20 protein-coding genes are annotated in these 22,212 nt (G+C 56.3%); 9 read left to right on the top strand and 11 right to left on the bottom strand.

Features of this window, described 5'->3' with window-relative positions:
* Positions 1-7: 7 nt before the first annotated feature.
* The 3 genes from pgaB to pgaD are packed head-to-tail and all read left to right on the top strand — an operon-like array spanning position 8 to position 3,799.
* Complete coding sequence (gene pgaB, locus CNE01S_RS04460; RefSeq protein WP_061273783.1) at positions 8-2,023, top strand: poly-beta-1,6-N-acetyl-D-glucosamine N-deacetylase PgaB; 2,016 nt, start codon at positions 8-10, stop codon at positions 2,021-2,023.
* Positions 2,016-3,344, top strand: a complete 1,329-nt coding sequence (pgaC, locus tag CNE01S_RS04455) for a poly-beta-1,6-N-acetyl-D-glucosamine synthase (protein WP_061273781.1) — start codon at positions 2,016-2,018, stop codon at positions 3,342-3,344. Before pgaB ends, pgaC begins: the two co-directional genes overlap by 8 nt.
* Positions 3,344-3,799, top strand: a complete 456-nt coding sequence (gene pgaD, locus CNE01S_RS04450) for a poly-beta-1,6-N-acetyl-D-glucosamine biosynthesis protein PgaD (RefSeq protein ID WP_061273779.1) — start codon at positions 3,344-3,346, stop codon at positions 3,797-3,799. The genes pgaC and pgaD overlap by 1 nt, the downstream gene beginning before the upstream one ends.
* 19 nt (positions 3,800-3,818) lie before the next feature.
* On the opposite strand, the gene CNE01S_RS04445 is transcribed toward pgaD, so the two are convergent.
* Complete coding sequence (locus CNE01S_RS04445; protein ID WP_245874249.1) at positions 3,819-4,922, bottom strand: AbrB family transcriptional regulator; 1,104 nt, start codon at positions 4,920-4,922, stop codon at positions 3,819-3,821.
* A gap of 189 nt (positions 4,923-5,111) precedes the next feature.
* On the opposite strand from CNE01S_RS04445, the gene CNE01S_RS04440 reads away from it, so the two are divergent.
* On the top strand, positions 5,112-5,744 hold the full coding sequence (locus CNE01S_RS04440) for a TetR/AcrR family transcriptional regulator (RefSeq protein ID WP_061273876.1): 633 nt from the start codon (positions 5,112-5,114) through the stop codon (positions 5,742-5,744).
* Between the two features lie 27 nt (positions 5,745-5,771).
* Here the strand turns inward: CNE01S_RS04440 and CNE01S_RS25615 are convergent, their stop codons facing one another.
* Complete coding sequence (locus CNE01S_RS25615) at positions 5,772-5,939, bottom strand: YnfU family zinc-binding protein (RefSeq protein ID WP_217495787.1); 168 nt, start codon at positions 5,937-5,939, stop codon at positions 5,772-5,774.
* A 353-nt stretch (positions 5,940-6,292) separates the two neighbouring features.
* Here CNE01S_RS25615 and CNE01S_RS04435 point away from each other — a divergent pair, with 353 nt between their 5' ends.
* Positions 6,293-7,363 (top strand): methyltransferase, encoded by a 1,071-nt coding sequence (locus CNE01S_RS04435; RefSeq protein ID WP_061273777.1) that lies wholly within the window; start codon positions 6,293-6,295, stop codon positions 7,361-7,363.
* A gap of 41 nt (positions 7,364-7,404) precedes the next feature.
* Here the strand turns inward: CNE01S_RS04435 and CNE01S_RS04430 are convergent, their stop codons facing one another.
* Positions 7,405-8,544, bottom strand: a complete 1,140-nt coding sequence (locus CNE01S_RS04430) for a DSD1 family PLP-dependent enzyme (protein WP_061273775.1) — start codon at positions 8,542-8,544, stop codon at positions 7,405-7,407.
* Between the two features lie 93 nt (positions 8,545-8,637).
* Between CNE01S_RS04430 and CNE01S_RS04425 the strand changes: the two genes are divergently transcribed.
* Positions 8,638-9,570, top strand: a complete 933-nt coding sequence (locus tag CNE01S_RS04425; protein ID WP_061273773.1) for a LysR family transcriptional regulator — start codon at positions 8,638-8,640, stop codon at positions 9,568-9,570.
* Here the strand turns inward: CNE01S_RS04425 and CNE01S_RS04420 are convergent.
* Positions 9,546-10,397: an MBL fold metallo-hydrolase gene (locus CNE01S_RS04420; protein ID WP_061273770.1), complete on the bottom strand. Its 852-nt coding sequence runs from the start codon at positions 10,395-10,397 to the stop codon at positions 9,546-9,548. The two genes, CNE01S_RS04425 and CNE01S_RS04420, sit on opposite strands and share 25 nt — an antisense overlap.
* A gap of 123 nt (positions 10,398-10,520) precedes the next feature.
* On the opposite strand from CNE01S_RS04420, the gene CNE01S_RS04415 reads away from it, so the two are divergent.
* Both CNE01S_RS04415 and CNE01S_RS04410 read left to right on the top strand, forming a co-directional pair.
* On the top strand, positions 10,521-11,423 hold the full coding sequence (locus CNE01S_RS04415) for a LysR substrate-binding domain-containing protein (RefSeq protein WP_061273768.1): 903 nt from the start codon (positions 10,521-10,523) through the stop codon (positions 11,421-11,423).
* 102 nt (positions 11,424-11,525) lie between these two features.
* Complete coding sequence (locus tag CNE01S_RS04410) at positions 11,526-12,008, top strand: glutathione peroxidase (RefSeq protein ID WP_061273766.1); 483 nt, start codon at positions 11,526-11,528, stop codon at positions 12,006-12,008.
* Between the two features lie 79 nt (positions 12,009-12,087).
* On the opposite strand, the gene CNE01S_RS04405 is transcribed toward CNE01S_RS04410, so the two are convergent.
* The 5 genes from CNE01S_RS04405 to CNE01S_RS04385 all read right to left on the bottom strand — a co-directional run bounded on the left by CNE01S_RS04405 (position 12,088) and on the right by CNE01S_RS04385 (position 19,261).
* On the bottom strand, positions 12,088-13,119 hold the full coding sequence (locus CNE01S_RS04405) for a methionine synthase (protein WP_008459294.1): 1,032 nt from the start codon (positions 13,117-13,119) through the stop codon (positions 12,088-12,090).
* Positions 13,120-13,144: 25 nt separating this feature from the next.
* Complete coding sequence (locus tag CNE01S_RS04400; protein WP_061273764.1) at positions 13,145-14,122, bottom strand: DUF1852 domain-containing protein; 978 nt, start codon at positions 14,120-14,122, stop codon at positions 13,145-13,147.
* A 262-nt stretch (positions 14,123-14,384) separates the two neighbouring features.
* Positions 14,385-17,453 (bottom strand): efflux RND transporter permease subunit, encoded by a 3,069-nt coding sequence (locus CNE01S_RS04395; RefSeq protein ID WP_061273762.1) that lies wholly within the window; start codon positions 17,451-17,453, stop codon positions 14,385-14,387.
* Entirely contained in the window at positions 17,453-18,565 is a 1,113-nt protein-coding gene (locus CNE01S_RS04390; RefSeq protein ID WP_061273761.1) for an efflux RND transporter periplasmic adaptor subunit, read from the bottom strand. Before CNE01S_RS04390 ends, CNE01S_RS04395 begins: the two co-directional genes overlap by 1 nt.
* Before the next feature lie 78 nt (positions 18,566-18,643).
* Positions 18,644-19,261 (bottom strand): TetR/AcrR family transcriptional regulator, encoded by a 618-nt coding sequence (locus CNE01S_RS04385; protein WP_061273759.1) that lies wholly within the window; start codon positions 19,259-19,261, stop codon positions 18,644-18,646.
* 176 nt (positions 19,262-19,437) lie between these two features.
* On the opposite strand from CNE01S_RS04385, the gene CNE01S_RS04380 reads away from it, so the two are divergent.
* Entirely contained in the window at positions 19,438-19,884 is a 447-nt protein-coding gene (locus CNE01S_RS04380) for a DUF4019 domain-containing protein (RefSeq protein WP_061273757.1), read from the top strand.
* Between the two features lie 52 nt (positions 19,885-19,936).
* Here the strand turns inward: CNE01S_RS04380 and CNE01S_RS04375 are convergent, their stop codons facing one another.
* Both CNE01S_RS04375 and CNE01S_RS04370 read right to left on the bottom strand, forming a co-directional pair.
* Positions 19,937-20,686, bottom strand: coding sequence for a hypothetical protein (locus CNE01S_RS04375; RefSeq protein WP_061273755.1), 750 nt, complete (start codon positions 20,684-20,686; stop codon positions 19,937-19,939).
* A 5-nt stretch (positions 20,687-20,691) separates the two neighbouring features.
* A partial coding sequence (locus CNE01S_RS04370) for a YadA family autotransporter adhesin (RefSeq protein ID WP_174522174.1) occupies positions 20,692-22,212 on the bottom strand: 1,521 nt, incomplete at its 5' end.

Here is a 22,212-nt window from a genome sequence, read left to right as displayed (position 1 = left end):
GACAAACATGCTGACCAACAGTTTTCGTCTCGGCCTGATCGTTTTTGGCTGGTTATTGACTTTTTCTGGCCTGTGCGCGCAGGAGATTCATTTTCTGCCGCCGAAAGAGCGGCCTTTGCCTGAAGTCAATCGGCCCTGGCCGAAGAACCATTTTCTGGTGCTGGCTTACCATGACGTTGAAGACAGCGACCCCGATCAGCGTTATCTGGCGGTGCGCACCAGCGCCCTTAACGAGCAAATCAGCTGGCTGTTGCAGAACGGCTACCGGGCGGTAGGCGTGCAGGAGATTCTGGACGCCCATCGCGGCGGAAGTGAGCTTCCGGCAAAAGCGTTTTTGCTCACCTTCGATGACGGATACAGCAGCTTTTACACCCGCGTGTGGCCGCTGCTCAAGGCTTATAATGTGCCCGCGCTCTGGGCACCTGTCGGCAGTTGGGTGGACACCCCGCCTGGGAAGAAAGTGGATTTCGGCGGGCTGATGACCGCCCGCGATAAGTTTGCCACCTGGGATATGGTGCGCGAGCTTAGCCAGTCCCCGCTGGTTGAGATCGGTTCGCACACCTGGGCTTCACATTACGGTATTCCAGCGAATCCTCAGGGCAGCCGTGAGCCAGCGGTAGCCAACCGGGCGTGGAATAAACTCACCGGCCAGTATGAAAGCGACGAGCAGTTCACCCGCCGGATTGATGCCGACGTGCGCCAAATCAGTCGCAAAATAGAGCAGGTCAGCGGCAAGGCTCCACGCACCTGGGTCTGGCCCTATGGCGCGGCCAACGGCACCTCACTTAGCGTGCTCAAAAAGCAGGGTTACCAGATGGCGTTCACGCTGAATGATGGCCTCGCTGACGCCCGCGATCTGGACAACATCCCGCGCGTGCTGATAGCCGGTAACCCAACGCTCAAGGCGTTCGCCAGCATGGTGAGCCGCGTCCGGGAGCCCGATCCGGTGCGCGTTATGCATGTAGATCTCGACTACGTCTACGACCCGAACCCGGTTCAGCAGGCGAAGAATATCGATGCGCTGGTGCAGCGGGTGTATGACATGAAAATCAGTCATGTCTTTTTGCAGGCGTTCTCTGACACGCTTGGCGACGGCAATATCAAGTCGCTCTATTTTCCCAACCGCTGGCTGCCGATGCGCGCCGACCTGTTTAACTTCGTCGCGTGGCAACTGCGCACCCGAGGCGATGCCAAAGTGTTCGCCTGGCTGCCGGTGCTCTCTTTTGATCTGAACGCCGCGCTGCCCAGGGTGCAAAGCTGGGACGCCGCCAGCGGGAAAACGCATCGTGCCACCAGCCCTTATCTGCGACTTTCTCCGTGGAACCGGCAGGTTCGGCATCAGATTGTCGACATCTATGAAGATCTCGCCCGGCATGCGATGTTTGACGGCATTCTTTTCCATGACGACGCGCTGCTCACGGACTTTGAGGATGCCGGGCCGGACGCCATGACCGCATACCGGCAGGCGGGATTCCAGGGAAACATCGGCGACATTCATCAAAACCCGGCTGAACTTCAGCGCTGGACGCGCTTTAAAAGCCAGACGCTGATTGAGTTCACCCGCACGCTGACCGACGCGGTGCGCAACATTCGTGGCCCGCAGATAAAAACCGCCCGAAATATCTTTGCGCTGCCGATTCTGGAGCCAGAAAGCGAGGCGTGGTTCGCCCAGAACATTGACGATTTTCTGGCGGCCTACGACTGGACGGTGCCGATGGCGATGCCGCTGATGGAGTCCGTGCCGCTCGAAGAGAGCAATAGCTGGCTGGAACGACTAATAAAGGCCGTGGCGGTGAAGCCTTCGGCAATGAATAAAACCATTTTTGAGCTTCAGGCGCGCGACTGGAACCACAAAACGCAGAAAGGCATCGCCGATAAACAGCTCGTGGAGTGGATGCAGTTGCTGCAGCTGAATGGCGTGAAGCATTACGGCTACTACCCGGATGACTTCATCAATAACCAGCCCGATATCTCGCACATCAGGCCTGAAATTTCCTCTTACTGGTACCCAAACAATGACTGATCGTCTTCTCTCCTTGCTGATTCTGGGCCTGGTCTTTGGGCTGCCGCTCGGCATGGCGGCGGTGTTTACCGGGAAAATCCTGCTCGACTTCGTGTTCTTCTGGCCGCTGTTCATGTCGGTGCTGTGGATGACCGGCGGGCTCTATTTCTGGTTCCGGCTGGAGCGCCACTGGCCATGGGGCAAAGAAGTGCCGCCGCCGCAGCTGGAAGGCAATCCGCTGATCTCTATCCTTATCCCTTGTTTTAACGAAGGCAAAAATGCCCGTGAAACGATAGAGGCTGCGCTGGCCCAGCGCTATAGCAACATCGAGGTTATCGCCATCAATGATGGCTCGCGCGATAACACAGCCGAGATCCTGAACCAGCTTGCGCAGGAATACCCGAAGCTGCGGGTGATTCATCTGGCCGCTAATCAGGGCAAAGCTGTGGCACTCAAAGCCGGGGCCGCCGCCGCGCGCGGAGATTTGCTGGTGTGCATCGACGGGGATGCCTTACTGGAGCGGGACACGGCGGCTTATCTTGTGATGCCTCTGATTCGCCACCCGAACGTGGGCGCCGTTACCGGGAATCCGCGGATCCGTACCCGCTCGAATTTGATTGGTCGTATCCAGGTCGGCGAATTCTCTTCGATAATTGGGCTGATTAAACGCACCCAACGCATTTATGGCCGCGTGTTTACCGTTTCCGGCGTGATTGCCGCCTTTCGCCGCCAGGCGCTGGCGGACGTGGGCTACTGGAGCCCGGACATGATCACTGAAGACATTGATATCAGCTGGAAACTGCAGCTGCATCACTGGACGCTCTATTTTGAGCCGCGCGCGCTGTGTTGGATCCTGATGCCGGAAACGCTCAAAGGGCTGTGGAAGCAGCGGCTGCGCTGGGCGCAGGGCGGGGCGGAAGTGTTCCTGGTCAACCTGCGTCGGCTGTTCCGCTGGGAGCACCGGCGGATGTGGCCGCTGTTTATGGAGTACGTGCTGTCGACGGTGTGGGCCTTCGCCTATGCGATAACCATCCTGCTGTTTATTGCCAGCCATCTGGCGACGTTGCCGGCAAACCTGATGGTTGAAACGCTCTTTCCACCGGAATTTACCGGGCTGCTGCTGGGGGTGATGTGCCTGATGCAGTTCCTGGTCAGCCTGTTCATCGAGCGGCGTTATGAAAAGCGGATAGCCGGATCGCTGTTCTGGATTGTCTGGTTCCCTCTGATGTACTGGATGATCGGCCTGTTTACCACCCTGGTGTCGTTCCCGAAAGTGATGCTAAAACGCCGCCGCGCCCGCGCGCGCTGGGTAAGTCCTGACCGTGGAAAAGGAAGAATATGATGCAGACCAACACGCTGATATTGACCGAAGACCGACTGGGGCCGCGTCTGTTTGACGGCCTGATAACCGCCGCTGCCTGGGCCGGATTTCTGTATTTTGTGTGGAAAAACCTGCTGCTTCAGCTGATGTTATTGCCCGACCAGCGCGGGGAAATCGTCGCCCAGTCGCTCGGCTCCGTGCTGTTGTATTTGCTGATTGCGGCCATAAACGGCTGGCTGCTGATCCTCTGGTATCAGTACAGCCTGCGCCGGTACAGCGACCGATACCACGACGAGCACAGCCCGTTTCAGCTTAGCGAGCTGGCCCGTAGTTTTAACCTGTCGACGCAGCTCGTTTCAGAGATGAGCCAGTACAACCAGCTCACGGTTTATCACGACCAGATCGGACAGATAATCGATCTTAAAAACAATCGGGCAGAGAGCGAGGCGGACTTTGCGGCAGAGGATCCTGTTTAGGCCTCGGCGGGCGGGCGTATCATGCGCCCGTTTGTTTTTTAGCCTGCCGCCTCATGATATTGCCGATAATCGGCCCGAAGGCGACCAGGATGAGGAACCGGGTCATCTGCATCGACATCACAAAGGCGATGTCGATATGCTTGCTGGAGGCGGCGATAATCGCTACCGAATCCGCGCCGCCCGGGCTCATAGCTAAATAAGCGGTGAGCGGGTCGATATCGGCCACGACCACCAGACAGGCCGCCATCACCCCGCAAAGAGCAATCAGAATCACAATGCTGACCGCGATGCGGGGCAGCACCTGGGCGGCATGTTTTAACAGCGGGCGGGTGAATTTCAGCCCAATACGCCAGCCGACAATAGTGTACGCCAGCACCAACACCCACTGCGGCAGGGCTATCTCTATCCAGTTATTCTGCGAGAGCACCACGCCGGCCACCAGGGTGATGAGCAGCGCCCCGGCAGGCAGGCGCAGCAGTCTGGCTGCGATGCAGCCGAAGGCGATAAGCCCAAAGGTTTCTGCCATCGCAACGTAAGAGCCGTGTGCAAAAAGATCTATCGCCGCCGATGTGGCAGGGACGTGCTCGCCTGAGACTTTCATCAGCACGGAAGCGACGCTTGCCACCATGATCACGCGCAGATATTGCATGGCGGCGACAAGCTGTGTGTCCGCGCCGTTGGCTTCGGCCATCAGCGTCATGGCCGTTGCGGCGCCGGGGCTTAATCCCCAGAGCGCGGTGGTGCCGGGCAGGATGCGCATACGGGTCAATATCCAGCCGAGCAGCATACAGATAAAAATCACCGAAAAGACGCAGACGATAAACAGCAGCCAGTGAGCGCTAAAGGTGTCGGCGAGGCTGCGGGGCATTTTGCTGGCAATCATGCCGCCGATGATGCCCTGGGCGATGAGAAACAGCGTGCCGTTGGGCTGAATTTTTGCGCCGTTGAGGGAGACGACAATCCCGGCGGCCATCGGCCCCAGCAACAGAGCGGCCGGAATATTCAGCCAGGTGAGCAGCCCGCCGAAAAGCGCGGTGGCAATAATCAGCGTACTCCACTGCATACGCTGGGGGGGCAGCAGGCGGTCACCGTTGGATTTAGCAGGATCTTGTTTCTTCATCATTGTATAGCCGCCCGCAGCGCGGAAGAATATTCGGTTTAAGCTGGCTCGCGCCGGCGTCGTGGCTTAAACTCAGGGAGAGTTAAGTTATGAGAGGATGTCCTCGCATAACTCAAGATTCTAGAGGATGTCCTCGCATATCTCAATCGATGTATGCGATTAAATGTTAGCGAATGGAAACGAAAAATTTTTATGACAAAACCAGCGCCCTTAACGGCTACGCCACCTAAACGCCTCCGCGGGCATCTTCGCGTCGCGGCGATAACTGAAGCCGCCACTCGACTTTTTGCCGAGAAAGGTTTTGATGCCGTGACCATGACCGAGATCGCCGCCTGCTCCGGCACGGCAATCGGCTCGCTGTACCGGTTTTTCCCCAATAAAGAATCGCTGGCCGATGCGCTGCTGCTGGAGTACACCCGGGAAGTGATCGACAGGCTGGAAGTTTTGGAAGCAAGCGTTACCGGGGTGGACATCCCCACGGCAGCGGACTTGTTCACGCGCTTCGTGCTTTCGCTGCAGTCCCAGCGAACCTTTGCCCTGAGGCTGGTAGAGGAGCGTGGCGAGCATGAAGCGGCCCGGCTCCAGTTCAGAGATGCCATGCGCGGCGGGTTCTCCACCGCACTTCAGATTGTGATCCCGGGTTTATCCGCCGAACGTGCCGGCCTGATGACCATTGTTATCCTGCAAATGCTCAAAGGCGCGGCGGCGGCCAATCTTCAGAACGAAGGGGAGCGTAAGGCGGTGCTCGCCGAGGCGCAGGCGCTGCTGGTTTTATACCTTTCAACCGAGCAGGTGAGGCTTAATTCACCTGAGGCCGGCAGATAATACAAAGTATTTTAACCAGCCGGAGGCTCACCGGGGGGCAACAAACAATGACTTACATTCGGGGCAAAGCATGGCCTGCTTCAGACGAATTTTCGAGCGGAGTTGAGTAGATTTAAAGCCACATACGGGGCAGGTAAACGTGGTTGTTGACGACCCCCCGGCGAGGAGCTTCATTGCGTAATCGATAAAAGACATGATGATTAACCTTTCAATGAATGTGTTCTATCGTACCACGAGCGCTTAAAAAGTGCGCAGGCTATCCTGCGCTTGCTGCCCCTTCTTTTAGGCGAAGCAATGCTGAGCTTTGTCCCAAAGCATAAGCAAACGCTATTATCCACTGCGCTCGACGTGATATAGCTTGTCGCCAGCGCCGATCAACACGTTCGTAACCATCTCTTTTAAAACTATTTTTAGCCAGTTGGCGCGGCGTTTATTTGCCCAGGATTTTTCCCACGCAAGGATAAGCAGCTCCACGGCTTCTTAAGTGCTTTCCGGCCTCAACGAGCCATTTCACCCACGCTTTCTGCATTCTTTCAGGCTAATTCTCTATGAGCGACACACTCGTAAACTTCCCTGTGGCAAACGACCAGAGTGCCGGGCAACCGTTTATCGATCCGATGCATTCCACGCCGCGTAATAAGCTTCTTGCGCTGTTAGGCATGCAGTCTCTGTTAGTACACTCCCTTACCGCTGCTGCGCGCCTGAAGCTGGCGGATATTATAGGCGAGCAAACGCTGACTCTGGCGAGCCTGGCTGAGCAAGCCCGGTGCCGTCCCGAGGCGCTCAGGCGGTTGCTGCGCGCGTTAGCCAGCTGTGGGATCTTTTGCGAAAGCGAAGAGGGCTACCGCAACACGCCGCTCAGCGCGATGCTGGTGACGGACAGACCAGACTCTCTGCACGGCTGGGCCTGCTTTATGGGCTCGGAGCAAGTTAACCGCTGCTTTGAACAGCTTGACGTAGCGCTGGCGGAAGACGGCCCGGTATTTGATAAAATCTATGGGCAATCATTTTTCGACTATCTGGGCCAGCAACCTGAGGCCAGAAACGTGTTTGCCAGCGCGATGACCTCATATTCGGCTTCAGGCATCGAAGATGCACTGGCGGCGTTTGATTTCAGCCAGGCCGGAAAGCTGTTTGATATTGGCAGCGGGCTGGGCGCATTTCTGTCGGGCATTCTGGACGCAAACCCGCAGCTTGAGGGGACGATTTTCGATTTACCGGAAGTGATTGCCGAAGTGGAAAAGCGGGCTGACAGGCTAAACCCGCGTTTGTCGTGGCAAGGCGGCAATTTCTTTAGTCATATTCCTGCCGGAGCGGATACCTACATCCTGCGCCACGTTTTGCACGACTGGTCAGATGAACAGGCGCGGCTGATCCTTAGCCAGTGCCGTCAGGCGATGCACGCCGACGGGCAACTGCTGATATTTGAACATCTGCTTACCGGCAATAACCAGCCTGATTACGCCAAGTTTCTTGATTTGGTGATGCTGACCTTCCTGAGCGGTCGGGAACGCAGCGAGGCAGAGTACCGGCAGCTTCTTGAGCAGGCGGATTTACGCATCGACCGTGTGATAAAAACGCCGGGGTTCCACACTTTGCTGGTGGTCAAACCGCGTTAGCCGCGCAGGCAGGCCCGCATTATTGCTGGCCTGCCGCCGTCTTACCAGCCGACGATCCGCTGCCAGACTTCGTGCCCTTCGCCATCTTCGCTCAGAACCTGATATTGCTGATGCATGGCGGCGGTGGCGCAGGCGTGGTTGGGCAAAATGCGTACCCGGCTGCCGACGGGGAAATCATCGACGGTAAAGGCTGACGCTTCCGGCAGGGCAATAATTCCGTGCTCCTGGTTGGTGGTGGTGACCAGCAGATTTTCGTAGGGATCGCCCCTTAGGCAGCAGACCTGGCCGTAGCCGAAATCCTGGTTTTGGGATGCCGTGCCCCTGTCGCGGGAGAGCGCCATCCACCCTGCATCGATAAATACCCAGCCTTTCTCCCTGTTGTGGCCGATCACCGTGGCGACGACGCTAATCGCAATATCCTCCAGGCGGCAGACACCGACGTTTTTCATCACCAGGTCGAAGGTGGTAAACACTCCGGCCCTGACTTCACTGATGCCGGTAAGATCGTCCGCAAAGTGGGCCGTCGGCGTGGCGCCCACGCTTAACACCGGGCAGGCGTAACCGTGTGTGCGTAAGCGTTCACCGGCTGTTTTGATCGCGGCGCACTCGGCTCGGGCGGCGGCCAAAATAGCTTCGTCCGTGCGGCAGCTATAGGATTCCCCGGCGTGAGCCAGCAGCCCGGTCAGACTCGAGCCGCTGGCCTCAATGATGCGGGCCAGCGTCAAAAGTTCGTCGCTGTGCGTCGGCAATCCGCCCCGGTGGCCGTCGCAATCCACTTCGATAAAGACCGAAAACGCGAAGCCGTGCGCCTGGCCGTATTCAGCCACGGCGGTAGCCTGCGGCTCGCTGTCGAGCAGAATGTGCAGGTTCACGCCTTTAGCCATCAGCGCCGCAGCGCGGGGAAGTTTGTGGGGCGCGATGCCCACGGCGTAAAGCAGATTGGTGTAGCCCGCTGCGGCAAAGGCTTCCGCTTCGGCGAGCGTGGAAACAGTGGCCGGGGAATCATTTTGCTTAAGCAGGAAACGTGCGGCCTCAATGGAACGCAGCGTTTTAAGGTGCGGCCGGACCACGCTTCCCAGGGCGTCAACGCGGGAATAAAGCCGCTCAATGTTGCGCAGGTATTTGCTTTTCTCAATCAGTAAAAAAGGGGTATCAAGGGTGGTTATCCAGTCAGCGGGCATAGCGGCTCTCCTGTTGTGTGAGAGGCTATGTTGCCATCCGGCTGATTAGGTATAAATTAATATAAAAGCAATGAATGATTAGGTTTCAGGTTAATGATAAGTAGCGACGATCTCTCTTTCTTCCGCACTATCGCCACCCACGGCACGCTGGCTGCCGCCGCAAGGGCGCTGAACGTCACGCCGCCCTCAGTCACGCAGCGTCTGAGAGGGCTGGAGCAAAGACTGGGCGTCGATCTTATTTTACGGCCTTCGCGACAGGTTTCACTCACCGATGAAGGCTCGCTGCTGCTGAGCCGGGCGGAGAAAATTCTTACCGAGCTGGCTGGCCTGCAATCTGCCCTGGACGACAGGCGGCAGCAGGTGAGAGGCAAGCTGCGCGTGCTGGCCCCGCTGGGGTTTGGCAACGACTATATTGCGCCGCTGCTGGGGGAATACGCCGCGCAGCATGAAAGCCTTGAGGTGGAACTGACGCTCTCCGACGACCCGCACTGGGCCACGCTGCACAAATGGGATCTGGTGATTTTTATCGGCGAGCTGCGCGACTCCAGCATGCATTGTATTAAGCTTGCGCCTAACCAACGCTTTATCTGCGCTTCCCCGGAATACCTGAACCGAAAAGGCACGCCGCTGACGCCGGCACAGCTTATGGATCACGACTGCATTGCGCTGCGGGAAAACAGCGAGGACGTCACTCTGTGGCGTTTTTCCGGCCCACATGGGGACTGCCCGCAGCGGATCTCGCCCAGGTTGTCCAGCAATGAAGGGCGGGTGGTAAAAGAGTGGGCGCTGGCGGGCAGGGGAATCATTATGCGGTCCGAATGGGATGTGCTGCCGCAAATTCACCGCGGCGAGCTGGTGAGACTCCTGCCAGAATATACGCTGCCGGATGCCGACATCGTGGCGCTGAGCGGCGCCTCACAGTCAGAAAGGAGCCCCAGGGCGCAAAGATTTATCGAGCTGCTTAAGGCGCGAATTTCTGGCAAACCCTGGGGAGAATGCGCTCATCCCTGTGCAGTCAGGGCATAGGAAGTAGGGCCCTCATCATCAACCCTGCTAAGGGTGGCAAACCCTGTCTGGTCCAGATGCATGCCTGCGATAAGCAGTTTTTCCCTTGCAGCCAGTTTCAGCACATTTTTCCGCGTTTGTTCGGCTTGCACCGGGTCAACGTCAAAGAGAATGGAGGCGGTGGGCTGCACCGACTGAATGTGGGGGTAATGAACGATGTCCCCCCATATGAGTAAGCTTTTATCATCCGCATCGATGCGAAAGCCGGTGTGGCCGGGCGTGTGGCCAGGCAACCAAACCGGGAGAATGCCCGCTGTGATTTCACCCCCGGTAAAAAAACGCAGACTTGATGCGTACGCCTCAAGTGTTTGGCGGGCCAGCCTGAAGTTAAGTTTTCCCCGCTCGTTAGCGCCTGTTTGTTTTTCATCATCCCGCCAGTAATCTGCTTCAAGAGGGTGCAGATGAAGTTCCGCCTGCCGATAGACAGGGTTTCCTTCAGCATCCAGCAGGCCACCAATATGGTCGGGGTGGCAGTGCGTTAACAAGACCGCGTCCACATCATCAGGGCAGATCTCAAGAGCCGCAAGGTTGGCTCTCAGTTGCCCGCCCACATTGTTCCTCCCGCCAGTACCCGTATCCACCAGAAGAGTTCGCCCCTTGCCGCGAATCAGGTAACAGTTGATATGAATATGGCCAGGCTCAGCGAGGCCAGCACTTTTCTGGATGGCTTCTGCTTCAGCCATATCGATGCCAGAAAGTAAATCCAGGCTCGCTGGCATAGCGCCATCACTTAGGGCGGTAACCAGAAAATCGCCAATCTGACAGGATGGAAAATATAAATGTTTCATACAGACCTCAGTGATTTTTTGTCATGCTACCGGCTGTATTTTCGCGAATGAAACGATATTATTTCATCGCTCAGTGATATTTAGTCATTGAGCGTTCATTGCCCGTCCGGTTCCTGGAGGCGTATGCGTAGAAAAATCCCCAGTAGTACATCCCTGCAGGCTTTTGAGGCGGCTGCCCGTCACGGTAATTTTGCCCGAGCCGCCGAGGAGCTTTCGCTGACAGAAGGGGCTATTAGCCGCCAGATTGCACGCCTTGAATCTTTACTGGGTTGTCGATTATTTGACCGGGCAGGGAGCCGCGTAAAACTCAACCCTGTCGGGGCGCGTTATGCCTCTCATGTTCGCGAAACGCTTGAGCGAATTGAAAGAGATACTCAATACATAATGGGTATGCCTAGGGACAGCAGGAGCCTGGATATTGCCGCGCTGCCGACATTTTCGAGCCGGTGGCTTATCCCCCGGCTGAGCCGTTTTACCGCCTTACATCCGGACATCACGCTAAATATTGCCGCCAGAACCGATCCTTTCGTTTTGAGCGGAAGCGGTTTTGATGCCGTCGTGCATTTTGAGCATGCTGCGTGGGCCGGGATGCGCGTGCAATTCCTCTTTGAGGAAAAACTGGTTCCCGTCTGCCACCCGGCTTTGTTAACAGGCCATGAGGGAAAGGGACAGTTGAATGATTTGCCAAGAATTCACCGACGATTGAACCCGGACGCATGGCATCACTATGCCCGGGAAACGGGAATAAGCCTTGATAATCTGGCGCAGGGCGCCCGGTACGATCTTCATGAGATGGCCATTGCTGCCGCATTGGCCGGGCAGGGCGTTGCCCTGGTGCCGCGCATGTACGTTGCACAAGAACTCGACAACGGAAGGCTGGTCGCGCCCTGGCCGGAATCGGACTCGTTGAATAAAAAATTCTGTTTTGTTAAACCGGTAGAAACGGGAATCAACGACTCCGCATTAAGAGATTTTGAACATTGGCTGCTGGCCGAGATAAATACGCAAACAGGGACATTCATCTAAGGTTATTCACGTCACCTATGATGTTCTGTTCATAACGTTTGGCCTGAATGAAAAGATCCTATATACGGTGTGGCAATGTCGACAAGCTCTAAGGACTCCAACATGAATCCCTTTCATCAACTGACGGCCACCAGCCTGACTGGCCAACAGATTTCTATGTCTGATTACGCCGGCAAGCTGGTTCTGGTGGTGAATACCGCCAGCCAGTGTGGCTTTACGCCGCAGTACGCGGGCCTTGAAGCGCTGTATAAAAAGTACGCCGAGCAGGGACTGGTGGTGCTTGGTTTCCCCTGCAATCAGTTTGGTAAGCAGGAACCCGGCGATGCCGATGAAATCGCGCAGACCTGCCACATTAACTACGGTGTGAGCTTCCCGATGTTCGCAAAAGTCGAGGTCAACGGAGCCGCATCGCATCCTGTATTTCGTTATCTGAAACAGGAATTGCCCGGCGTGCTGGGGGGACGTATCAAGTGGAACTTCACAAAGTTCATGATTGGACGGGACGGGAAGCCTCTCAAGCGTTTTGCACCGCTTACTACCCCGGAGAAAATGGAAGCTGCGGTCGTGGCTGCTCTTGAAATCTGAGAGTGCTTAAGCGAAGCACTGAGCGAGTCATAAAACCTGGCGATCTCTCAATCGCCAGGCTGGCTAGATAAACTTCTGGTTATTTACCCAGAATCTCTCTGCGAACGATTTCGGCCCCGGCGCTTAACGCGTGCAGTTTGCCTCTCGCCACATGGCGCGGCAGCGGTGCCATGCCGCAGTTGGTGGAAGGGTAGAGATTTTCGGCATCAACAAACTGCAGCGCTTTGCGCAGCGTGTTGGCGACTTCTTCCGGGGTTTCAATGGCGTGGTTGGCCACGTCGATGGCGCCCACCATCACTTTCTTGCCGCGAATCAGTTCGAGCAGATCCATCGGCACGTGGGAATTGTGGCACTCCAGCGAAATGATGTCGATGTTCGAGGTCTGCAGCTTTGGAAACGCCTCTTCGTACTGGCGCCACTCGGAGCCCAGCGTTTTCTTCCAGTCGGTGTTGGCTTTGATACCGTAGCCGTAGCAGATGTGCACGGCGGTTTCACACTTCAGCCCTTCGATGGCGCGTTCCAGCGTGGCGATGCCCCATTCGTTCACTTCGTCGAAGAACACGTTGAAGGCTGGCTCATCGAACTGAATGATGTCCACGCCGGCGGCTTCCAGCTCTTTCGCTTCCTGGTTCAGGATTTTGGCAAATTCCCAGGCCAGTTTTTCGCGGCTTTTGTAGTGGTTGTCGTACAGCGTGTCGATCATTGTCATCGGGCCAGGCAGCGCCCATTTGATTGGCCGGTCGGTCTGTTTGCGAAGGAACTTAGCGTCTTCCACAAACACCGGTTTTTGACGAGCCACAGCCCCAACCACGGTCGGGACGCTGGCATCGTAGCGGTTGCGAATGCGCACGGTTTCGCGTTTCTCGAAATCCACGCCGTCCAGGTGTTCGATAAAGGTGGTCACGAAGTGCTGACGAGTCTGCTCGCCGTCGCTGACGATGTCGATATCCGCCAGCTGCTGTTCGTGCAGCGCCAGGCGCAGGGCGTCCTGTTTACCCTCAATGAGTTCCTGATCCTGCAGTTTCCACGGCGACCACAGCGTTTCAGGCTGGGCCAGCCAGGACGGTTTAGGCAGGCTGCCGGCAGTGGACGTAGGCAATAATCTTTTCATGTCGAATAACCTTGTATTTGGAGTCTCAAAGAGGGTAGTTGGCAGACCACTGCTCTAAAATTGTTTGGTACGGTTTGATGAAGTGCTGTTCAGTAAACTTCCCTTGTTCGATGGCCAAACGGCTGCGTTCTTCACGATCGTAAACAATTTGAGTGAATGAATGATCCTGGTGATTCAGGCTTGGCTGGAAGCACAGCCCGGCCGGAGAGTTCGCGTTGTAAATCTCCGGGCGATAGATCTTCTGGAACGTCTCCATGGTGCTGATGGTGCTGATAAGCTCGAGGTTCGAGTAGTCATTCACCAGGTCACCCGTGTGGTAGAAGGCAAAAGGCGCCACGCTGTTTGGCGGCATGAAGTAGCGAGCCTTCAGCCCCATTTTGTTGAAATAGAGATCGGTCAGGGAAGATGAATCTTGTTCATATTCGATGCCGAGCACCGGGTGGCGGTTGCCGGTCTGACGGTAAACGTTTTTGCTGGACACGCTCAGGCAAATCACCGGGGCTTTGTTAAAGTTTTCTTTGTAGGTATCTGACCCAACAAAGTGTCTGAACAAGTTCCCGTGCAGGTCGCCGTAGTTTTCCGGAATGGTGAATTTTTCACGATCCTGGTTGTACTCTGGCAGCAGAACGCTGAAATCATAGTCGCGGACGTAGGAGGAGAAGTTGTTGCCGACGATGCCTTCGATGCGCTGGCCGGTTTTCTTATCCAGCACGTGGGTTTTTAAGATCTCAATCGCCGGGAAGGTGTTGCCCTTGCCTTCGACATCCAGCTCAACGGAAATAATTTCAAGTTCAACGCCATAGCGGTCGGAGGTCGGGTTGTCCCAGTTCGCCAGGGAGTTGAAGCGGTTATCAATCATAATCAAAGCGTTACGCAGGTTCTCCTGACGCTTCTCGCCGCGGGCCAGGTTAGCAAAATTGGTTGTGATGCGCGTATTCCCTGATGGGTTGTAATTCTCATCAAAAACAATGCTCTTAAGAGTAAAAGTAAACGCTTTAGTCATGGTAATCCGGCACCTTAATTCTGTTTTTTGGCCTGTATCTACTGCTTGATTTCTCACAGATAACCTTTGGTTAGCTGTGGTTTTACCTGTCAGTAATCTTCACATTGCATGTCGTTAACAATTTGCGTGTTGTTAACAATATTGCATCTTTTATGCCTGAGTCACAGTTTTAGTAAAAGTGATTTAATTTCATTAGAACATGAGCGGTGTTCATGATTTGGAATATGGCCCGGAGAGGTTTCCTCCGGGCCTGATGAATCGGTCAGATATCGACCTTTGGCGGGCGAATTTTGAACCAGATCGCATACATGGCGGGCAGGAACAGCAGCGTCATAAAGGTGCCGCCAAACGTCCCGCCGATGAGCGTGTAAGCCAGCGCCCCCCAGAACACCGAGTGGGTGAGGGGAATAAACGCCAGAATTGCCGCCAGCGCGGTCAGCAGCACCGGGCGTGAACGCTGGATTGTCGCTTCAACCACGGCATCAAAAGGCGTCAGCCCGGCCTGCTCGTTATGCTTTATCTGGCCGATGAGGATCAGCGTGTTGCGCATTAAAATCCCCGAAAGCGCAATCAGACCCACCAGGGCGTTGATGCCGAAAGGTTGGTTGAAAATCAGCAGCGTCGGCACCACGCCGATAAGCCCCAGCGGGCTGGTGGCGAACACCATCAGCATGGCTGAGATCGACCTAACCTGAAGAATAATCACCAGCAGCGTTAACGCGATCATGATTGGGAACAGCGGGGCCATTGCCGCCGTGGCCTTGCCGGATTCTTCAATGGCACCCGCCTCTTCAATGCGGTATCCCGCCGGAAGCTCAGAAACAATAGGTTGAATTTGTTTCACCATCGCCGTCGACACATCCGGCGGCTGAAGGCCATCTGCGACATCGCCGCGCACGGTAATGGTTGGCGTCCTGTCACGACGCCGGAGCACCGGCTCTTCCATCACCACGTCAACTTTACCGATCTGCGAGAGCGGCACTTTTTGCCCGTTCGCGCCGATGAGCGTGAGCGCGGCGAGCTGCGCCGGGTCGTCCCGCACGCTGCCTCTCGCTCGCCCGGTAACCTGCACGGAACGGATATCTTCCCGCACTTCGGTCAACGGTGCGCCGGAAAGCAGAAACTGTAATTGCTGGGAGACAGAAGCGGTAGTTAAGCCCACGGCGTAAAGACGGTCCTGGTTAAGGGTGAAATGCAGCGTGGGCACCCGGGAGCCCCAGTCGATGTTCACGGTGCGCATCAGCCCGCTTTGATTCATCACTTTTTCAACCTGAGACGCAATCGTTCTGAGCACATCCGGGTCTGGCCCCATCACGCGAAATGCAACCGGGTAAGGTGTGTAAGGCCCGAAGACCAGTTGGGTGACGCGCACCTGTGCCTCCGGTGCCAGCCCGTTGCTGATGGCCTGCCGCAGCCGCATTTTCAACGCTTCTCGCGCATCAGGATCGGGCGTGAGGATCACAATTTTTGCGAACGAAGGGTCGGGCAGTTCAGGCGCCATGGCCAGGTAGAAACGTGGCGCACCCTGGCCAATGTAGGAGGTGACGATTTTGGATTCTTTTTGAGCGCTGAGCCATTGCTCAATACGCTCGGTAGTCCTCGTCGTTTGCTCGATAGATGTTCCGTAAGGCAGCTGAACTTCTACCAGCACTTCCGGGCGGTCTGAGATTGGGAAGAACTGTTTTTTCACCACGGCCATTCCGGCTATCGCCAGTACAAACAGGCCGACGACCGAACCGGCGGTTAGCCACTTGCGGGCGATGACTCTTTTCAGCAGCGCACGAAAACGGGTGTAGTTTTTGCTGGCGTATAGCGCATGTTCCGCCAGCGCGGCTTTATGCATATCGGGGAGTAACTTAACGCCGAGATAAGGCGTGAACACCACGGCCACCAGCCAGGACGCTATCAGCGCGATGCCGACAATCCAGAACATGTTGCTGGTATATTCCCCGGCGGTGGAGTGGGCGAAGCCGTTCGGCATAAAGCCGATGGCGGTCACCAGCGTGCCCGCCAGCATGGGCGCGGCGGTATGGCTCCAGGCATAGGCGGAGGCTTTCACGCGGCTGTAGCCTTCCTCCATTTTCACCACCATCATTTCAATGGCGATAATGGCGTCGTCAACCAGCAAGCCCAGCGCCAGAATCAGCGAGCCTAAGGTTATCCTGTCGAAGTTTTTATCGGTTGCCGCCATGACGATAAACACCACGGCCAGCGTCAGCGGCACGGCTGCGGCAACCACGATGCCGACCCGCCAGCCCATGCTGACGAAGCAGACCGCCATCACCACCAACAGGGCGACAAAAAACTTCACCATAAACTCATCCACGGCGGAGCTGATGTTCACCGACTGATCGCTGACTTTACTGAAGCTCATACCGAGCGGCATCGTGTCGTTGATCCTGCGGGCTTCCTGATCCAGAGCTTTGCCTAAATCAAGCCCGTTCCAGCCGTCGCGCATGACCACGCCGAGCAGCAGAGCAGGTTCGCCGTTGTTTCTGACGAGGAATGTCGCCGGGTCTTCATACCCGCGTTCGACGTCGGCGACGTCGGACAGTTTGAGCGTTTTCCCCTGGGCCACGATGGGGGTATCGCGAATTTTTGAGAGCTGATCCAGCGCGCCATCCACGCGGATAAACACCTGCGGGCCAGCAGTTTCGATTGAGCCTGCGGGCGTGAGCAGGTTCTGGTTACTCAAGGCCTGAAAAATATCCAGCGGCGAGACGCCAAGCGTGGCGAGCCTGTCGTGAGAGAAAGAGACAAAAATGCGCTCCGCCTGTTCACCGATGATATTCACTTTTTTCACGCCGGGGACGTGCAGCAATTGCTGGCGCAGGTTCTCGGCATCACGTACCAGCTGGCGCTGCGGCTCACCTTTGGCTTTCAGGGCAAACAGCGCAAAGGTCACATCCGAGAACTCGTCGTTCACCAGCGGGCCAATCACGCCATCCGGCAGGTTTTTGGCCTCATCGCTGATTTTTTTTCTCGCCTGGTAAAACTCCTCCGGCACGTTGGCGGGCAGCGTACTGTCTTTTAAGGAGACAACGCTGTAGGCAAGGCCCGGGCGGGTATAGGTTTCAGTGCGGTCATAATCGTCCAGCTCCTGCATTCTCTTTTCCAGCGGCTCGGCCACCAGATCCTGCATTTGCTGCGCGGTTGCACCCGGCCAGGCGGTGATCACCGTCAGCTGTTTCACCGTAAAAGGCGGGTCTTCGGCGCGGCCCAGTTTAAAAAACGCGATGATCCCGGCCAGGGTGATGAGCAGGATCAGGAACAAGGTCACTGATTTTTCCCGCACCGCGAGGGCGGAAAGATTAAAGCGAGAGTCGCGCATTACGGTGCTCCCGCCAGGTCAGTGGTACCCTGGGCGAGCGGCCTGACTTCTTCGCCTTCGTGTAGCAGGTGTGCGCCGAGGGCGACGATGCTGGCGTGGCTGTCAATGTGGGTGGCAACAATGGCGGATTCGTCGGTTATACGGCGGATACTCACCGGTTGCCAACTGACTTTTGCCGGCTTGCCGCTAACGACCCAAACGCCAGTGCCTTTATCTTTCCCGGCATCATAGAGCGAGGCCAGAGGCACAATCACGCTTTGTGAGGGGGAACCTTCATCCGGGATGGCGACCGTGACCGTGCTGCCAAGAGGTGCCTGAGAAAGCGCACCCGCGAGCACAAACTTCGCTTCAAATGTACGTGTCTGTGGGTCGGCGGCGTCGGAAAGCTGGCGTAAGGTCGCTGCTACGGGAGCGCCATCTGAACCGTAAAGGTGAGCCTGGGCGACGGTGCCCAGCGCTGGGCGCAGCGTTTCCGGTAAATCGACAACCGCTTCACGCTGGCCCGCCCGGGCCAGGCGAATCACCGCTTGCCCGGCGGCGACAACCTGACCCGGCTCGGCCAGGGTGTCCATGATCACACCGTCAGAGTCTGCCGTCAGCACCGCATAATTCATGGCGTTTTTAGCCACATTGGCCTGCGCAATGGCCGCCTGCAGATCCGCTCTGGCGCTATCGGCCTGAGCTTTGATTTGATCGTACTGCGAAGCGGAAATCGCACCGCTGCTGACAATACTTCTGTAGCGGGCCTCATCGGCGGCGGCCTGTTTCGCGCGGGCTTTGGCGGCGGCTACGGCCTGATCCTGCGCTTTAGCCTGCAGGCTTAAGTCCTGAGGATCCAGCCGGAGCAGGGGCTGACCGTTTTTCACCGTCTGGCCTTTGTCCACCAGGCGCTCAAGAATTTTTCCCGGAACGCGAAAACCGAGATCGCTTTGGATTCGGGAGGCGACAATACCGGTAAAAGCCCGGGCGTCATCGGTGGCGGGCTGAACCGCGACAACGCGAACCCCCGGAGGCTGAGTGCGTGGATCCTCTGGTTGAGATGAGTCACCGCAGGCGGTGAGCGCCGAGCACAGCAGCGCCACAGCGGCCGGAAAAGGCTGAAGACGAAACATACGTTCCCTTATAAACGCGGAGCAGGAACGCCGATAATTATTCAAGTGACCAATTTAGTCAATGGTCACAAAATGCGGTCAGGGCTTCAGACTTTGAAGGATAAGCGCGGGTAAAAGCTGTTCGGCCTGTTTAGCCTGGTCGAGGTTGTATTGCAGCTGGATCGGGCTGATATACGGCAGCATGACGAGAAAAACGGCATTCACGGTGTCATCCATCGGGCTAAGGCGTTCAAATTCGCCGGACTGGCGACCTTCATGGATGATGGCGGTTAGCGCTTCGTACAGCTGCATTTTGTAGCGCTCGGCAGAAGGCCAGTTCTCCTGACAGGAGACAATGGCGATATCGTGCAGCTTGCGGTCATAGAAAAACAGATCGCTGCCTGCGGCAATCAGGGCGCTGAACATCGCCCGCAGCTTTGCCGACGCGCCGGAAGCCCCGGCCACCGATTTGCTGACGATATCTATCATCATCGTCAGGCGGTTATCGCAGATAACTTCGCCGATTTCCTGCTTAGATTTAAAGAACTTGTAGATATAGGCTTTGGAATAGCCGATGGCTTTGGCGAGATCGGACACCGTTGTTTTTTCAAACCCGTAGTGACCGAAGAACTCGGTCGCCGCCTCGATGATCTGTTCCCTGACGCTGTGTTCCGCTGGGCCTCTGGTTTCACTGACCTGGACGCTGGACTCAGACATGTTTGCTCCCTGTGTTCGGATTTGTGAATGGTGACTATTGTAGCATTGGGTCACTTCGCATGCGATTCAGCATTAATGCCGTGCTTTTCCGGCAAACCTGATGCAATGGTATATATTTTATTTATTCAGTCATAAGCGTGCGTGTTATCTATTTTAATCGGTGAAGGAGAAGTCTTGTGAGGACAGCAAAGTATTCCGGTTTTGCCTTATGGTTACTGTTAACGCAATCCGCTCTGGCGAATGATGCTAACCCGGCCAACGATCCGACAACTTTTAAAGATATGGCCGTAAAAGCTGCCACGGTTATTGATTCTGGTGGTTATCAAAAAATATGGAAAGAGGCGACGAAATATACACAGAGCGCGGTGAATGAAAAAACCTTCGTTTCTCAGGTAGGCAGTAACAGGCAGGCGGTTGGGAAGGTGCAAAAGCGCGAGTGGCGCAGTATCACGCAGGTGCAGATGGCGGAGCAGAGCGGTGACGTGAACCCAGGCCACTATGTGAACGTTAATTTTACTTCGACGTTTGCGGGGGGACGCGTGGGGAATGAATTGGTTTCTTTCCGAAAAGACGAAGACGGGAAATGGCGTTTTTCGGGCTATGTTGCCACGCTGAATAAATAATCAATATGAATGTCTATAAATAAATATGCCGCCACCAGGGCGGCACTCTGCTTTATTTCTTCGTCTGAATATTCACCTTATATTCTGTTCCCATTGCTTTTCCATTGCCGAGCCAGTCTGCATCATATAAAGACATCACAATAGTATTGTCCGAAATCCTAAAGCGATAACCTGCATTAACGCCTCGCTCCCGGTAGCTTTCAGGCTGAGCCGGGTCGTTCATCACCGACTTCACGAAGTCAGGAGCCGTTTTTGACAGCTGCTGGCGGACAAAAGTCTGGTAATCGGCAACCGAAGCAAATGTCATGCCTTCACTGGACGCGGCCAGTTCGGCAAGGTATTGCGCCACGTGTACGGCGCTGGGCGTCAGCTGCTGTAACCGTTGTGCTACCAGCTCTACGGTTTGTTCATCGTTAGCCTGCAAGTGTTCGCTTGCCAGAAAGATATCCGTTTTGAAGATCTTAGCAGAGATATAGGCGGCACATTTCACCGCATAATCCGGCGCCTGTTTACCCTCGGCTGCACTAAAAGCGCTGGTATCTATGTTTTGCGCCGCCAGGCTGGCGTCCAGATGTGCTTTATCCGTTTGACCGGCAACATACTGGCAAACGCTGGACATCACCGCTTCATTAAACTGCCCCCCGGGAGCGGGCGCTTCATTGACCAGCGCCTGCTGCAATAATGGCACGGAGGAGAGGGTAATCATCCCCTGTGAACGGGTGTCATCCTTTTTGACCTCCTTGCAGCCCGTCATGGCGGTAAGGGCAATAACTGCCGGTAGTACTGCGTATTTTCTCATCATTTTATTTACCACTGATAGCCCACCCCAATGGATGCGCCAACATCGCTTTCGGTGTTGGCGCTGGCCTGCAGCTTGGTGATCCACCGGCCATTTTCAGAAATTTTCGATACGCCCACGGCAATCGCGCTTTTGTCCGAATAGCCGGAAATCGCTGCCCCGACCAGGTTTGAGTCCGGCTGGTATGCCTGCGGGATCCCCGCCATAGCCATCGACGAGGCAATACCCGCAGTCAGCTTGTTTTCAACCCGATCTATGCGGCGACTCAACTGGCTGAAAGCGCGGTTGTTTTGCTGTTGAGCACTGTTGAGCTGCCCGAGGTTCACGGCATCGGTAGTTTGCGTACCTGCTGCCACGTTGGTTATCTGACGCTCGCTTCCGGCTGCGCCCACGGACACGCTGTTATCCCGTGAGGCAACAGAATTTGCGCCCAGCGCAACGCTATTGCTCCCGCTGGCGGTGGAGCTGCTGCCGAGAGCAACAGAGTTGGTGCCTGAAGCATTACTGTTTTGCCCCATCGCGGTGGCGTTCGTGCCACTGGCAGAGGAGGAGGCACCGACGGCAGAACTCCCGCTTCCTGAGGCGGCAGCGCCGTTACCGATCGAAATGGCATTGGTCCCTGAACTGTTAGCGTTCCCGCCCAGGGCAATACTGTCTGCACCGGTAGCGGATGCAGGCGTGACGCTGTCACTTACGTTAACGGCCAGCTGTTTGCTGGCGGCGACAACTTCCCGGCTGAGCGCATTCAACTGCGCGACAGTCACTGCATCATTATCGTTTACACCGTTAGCGACGCCGGTAAGCGTACGATCGCCATCCTGCCCGGTGAGTGAGACGCTTGAGCCACCGGTGTGTCCACCGACTGACACCGTATCTTTGGTGCCGGGCTGAGTGACAATCTTACCGCCACCGCTTTGTGCTTCCCTCTTCAGGTCATTCACCGAGCTGTCCAGCGAGGCCAGCGCCTGACTGATATTGTTGGTGGTGGTTCCCTGAATGGTCCATGTCGGGCCCGTAATGTTGCCGTTGCCGTCAAGCGCTGCGCTGCCGCCGAGAATATTCACAAGGGTGTTATTGGCGGCATAAAGCTGGCTGCCGTTGACCGCCTGTGTGCTGGTGCTGCTGAGCAGCGCCGCTGTAACGCCGGACAGGGTGCGGGTGTCGCCCGCGCTGTTGGTGAAGGTGACTAAATCCCCGTCTGTCGCCGCTGCGACAGTGATATCGCGGGTCGTAGCATCCTGTTTAACAAGGCCGAGCCCGCCGTTGTTGATCTCCGCCTGGAGATTGTTGATAGCGGTGCTGTTGCCCGTAGTCGCAACATCCAGCGCGCCAAGCGCTGCGCCGACGTTGGCATAGTTCCCGCCCTGGACGGCATAGTTCGGGGCCGTCCAGGTACCGTCTGCCGCAATGCCCGCGCCGGCGCCGAGGGAGGAGGCGACGTTACTGAGATTGGTGGTGTTAGTCGAGACACGTGCATTGGTGGCAAAGAGCTGGCTGCCGTTGACGGCCTGATTGCTGGTGGCGCTGAT

It is taken from the genome of Cedecea neteri NBRC 105707 = ATCC 33855 (genome assembly GCF_001571265.1).
Classification (GTDB): Bacteria; Pseudomonadota; Gammaproteobacteria; order Enterobacterales; family Enterobacteriaceae; genus Cedecea; species Cedecea neteri.
The sequence above is the reverse complement of the archived record's forward strand: the minus strand, read 5'-3'. Positions and strand labels throughout refer to the sequence as shown.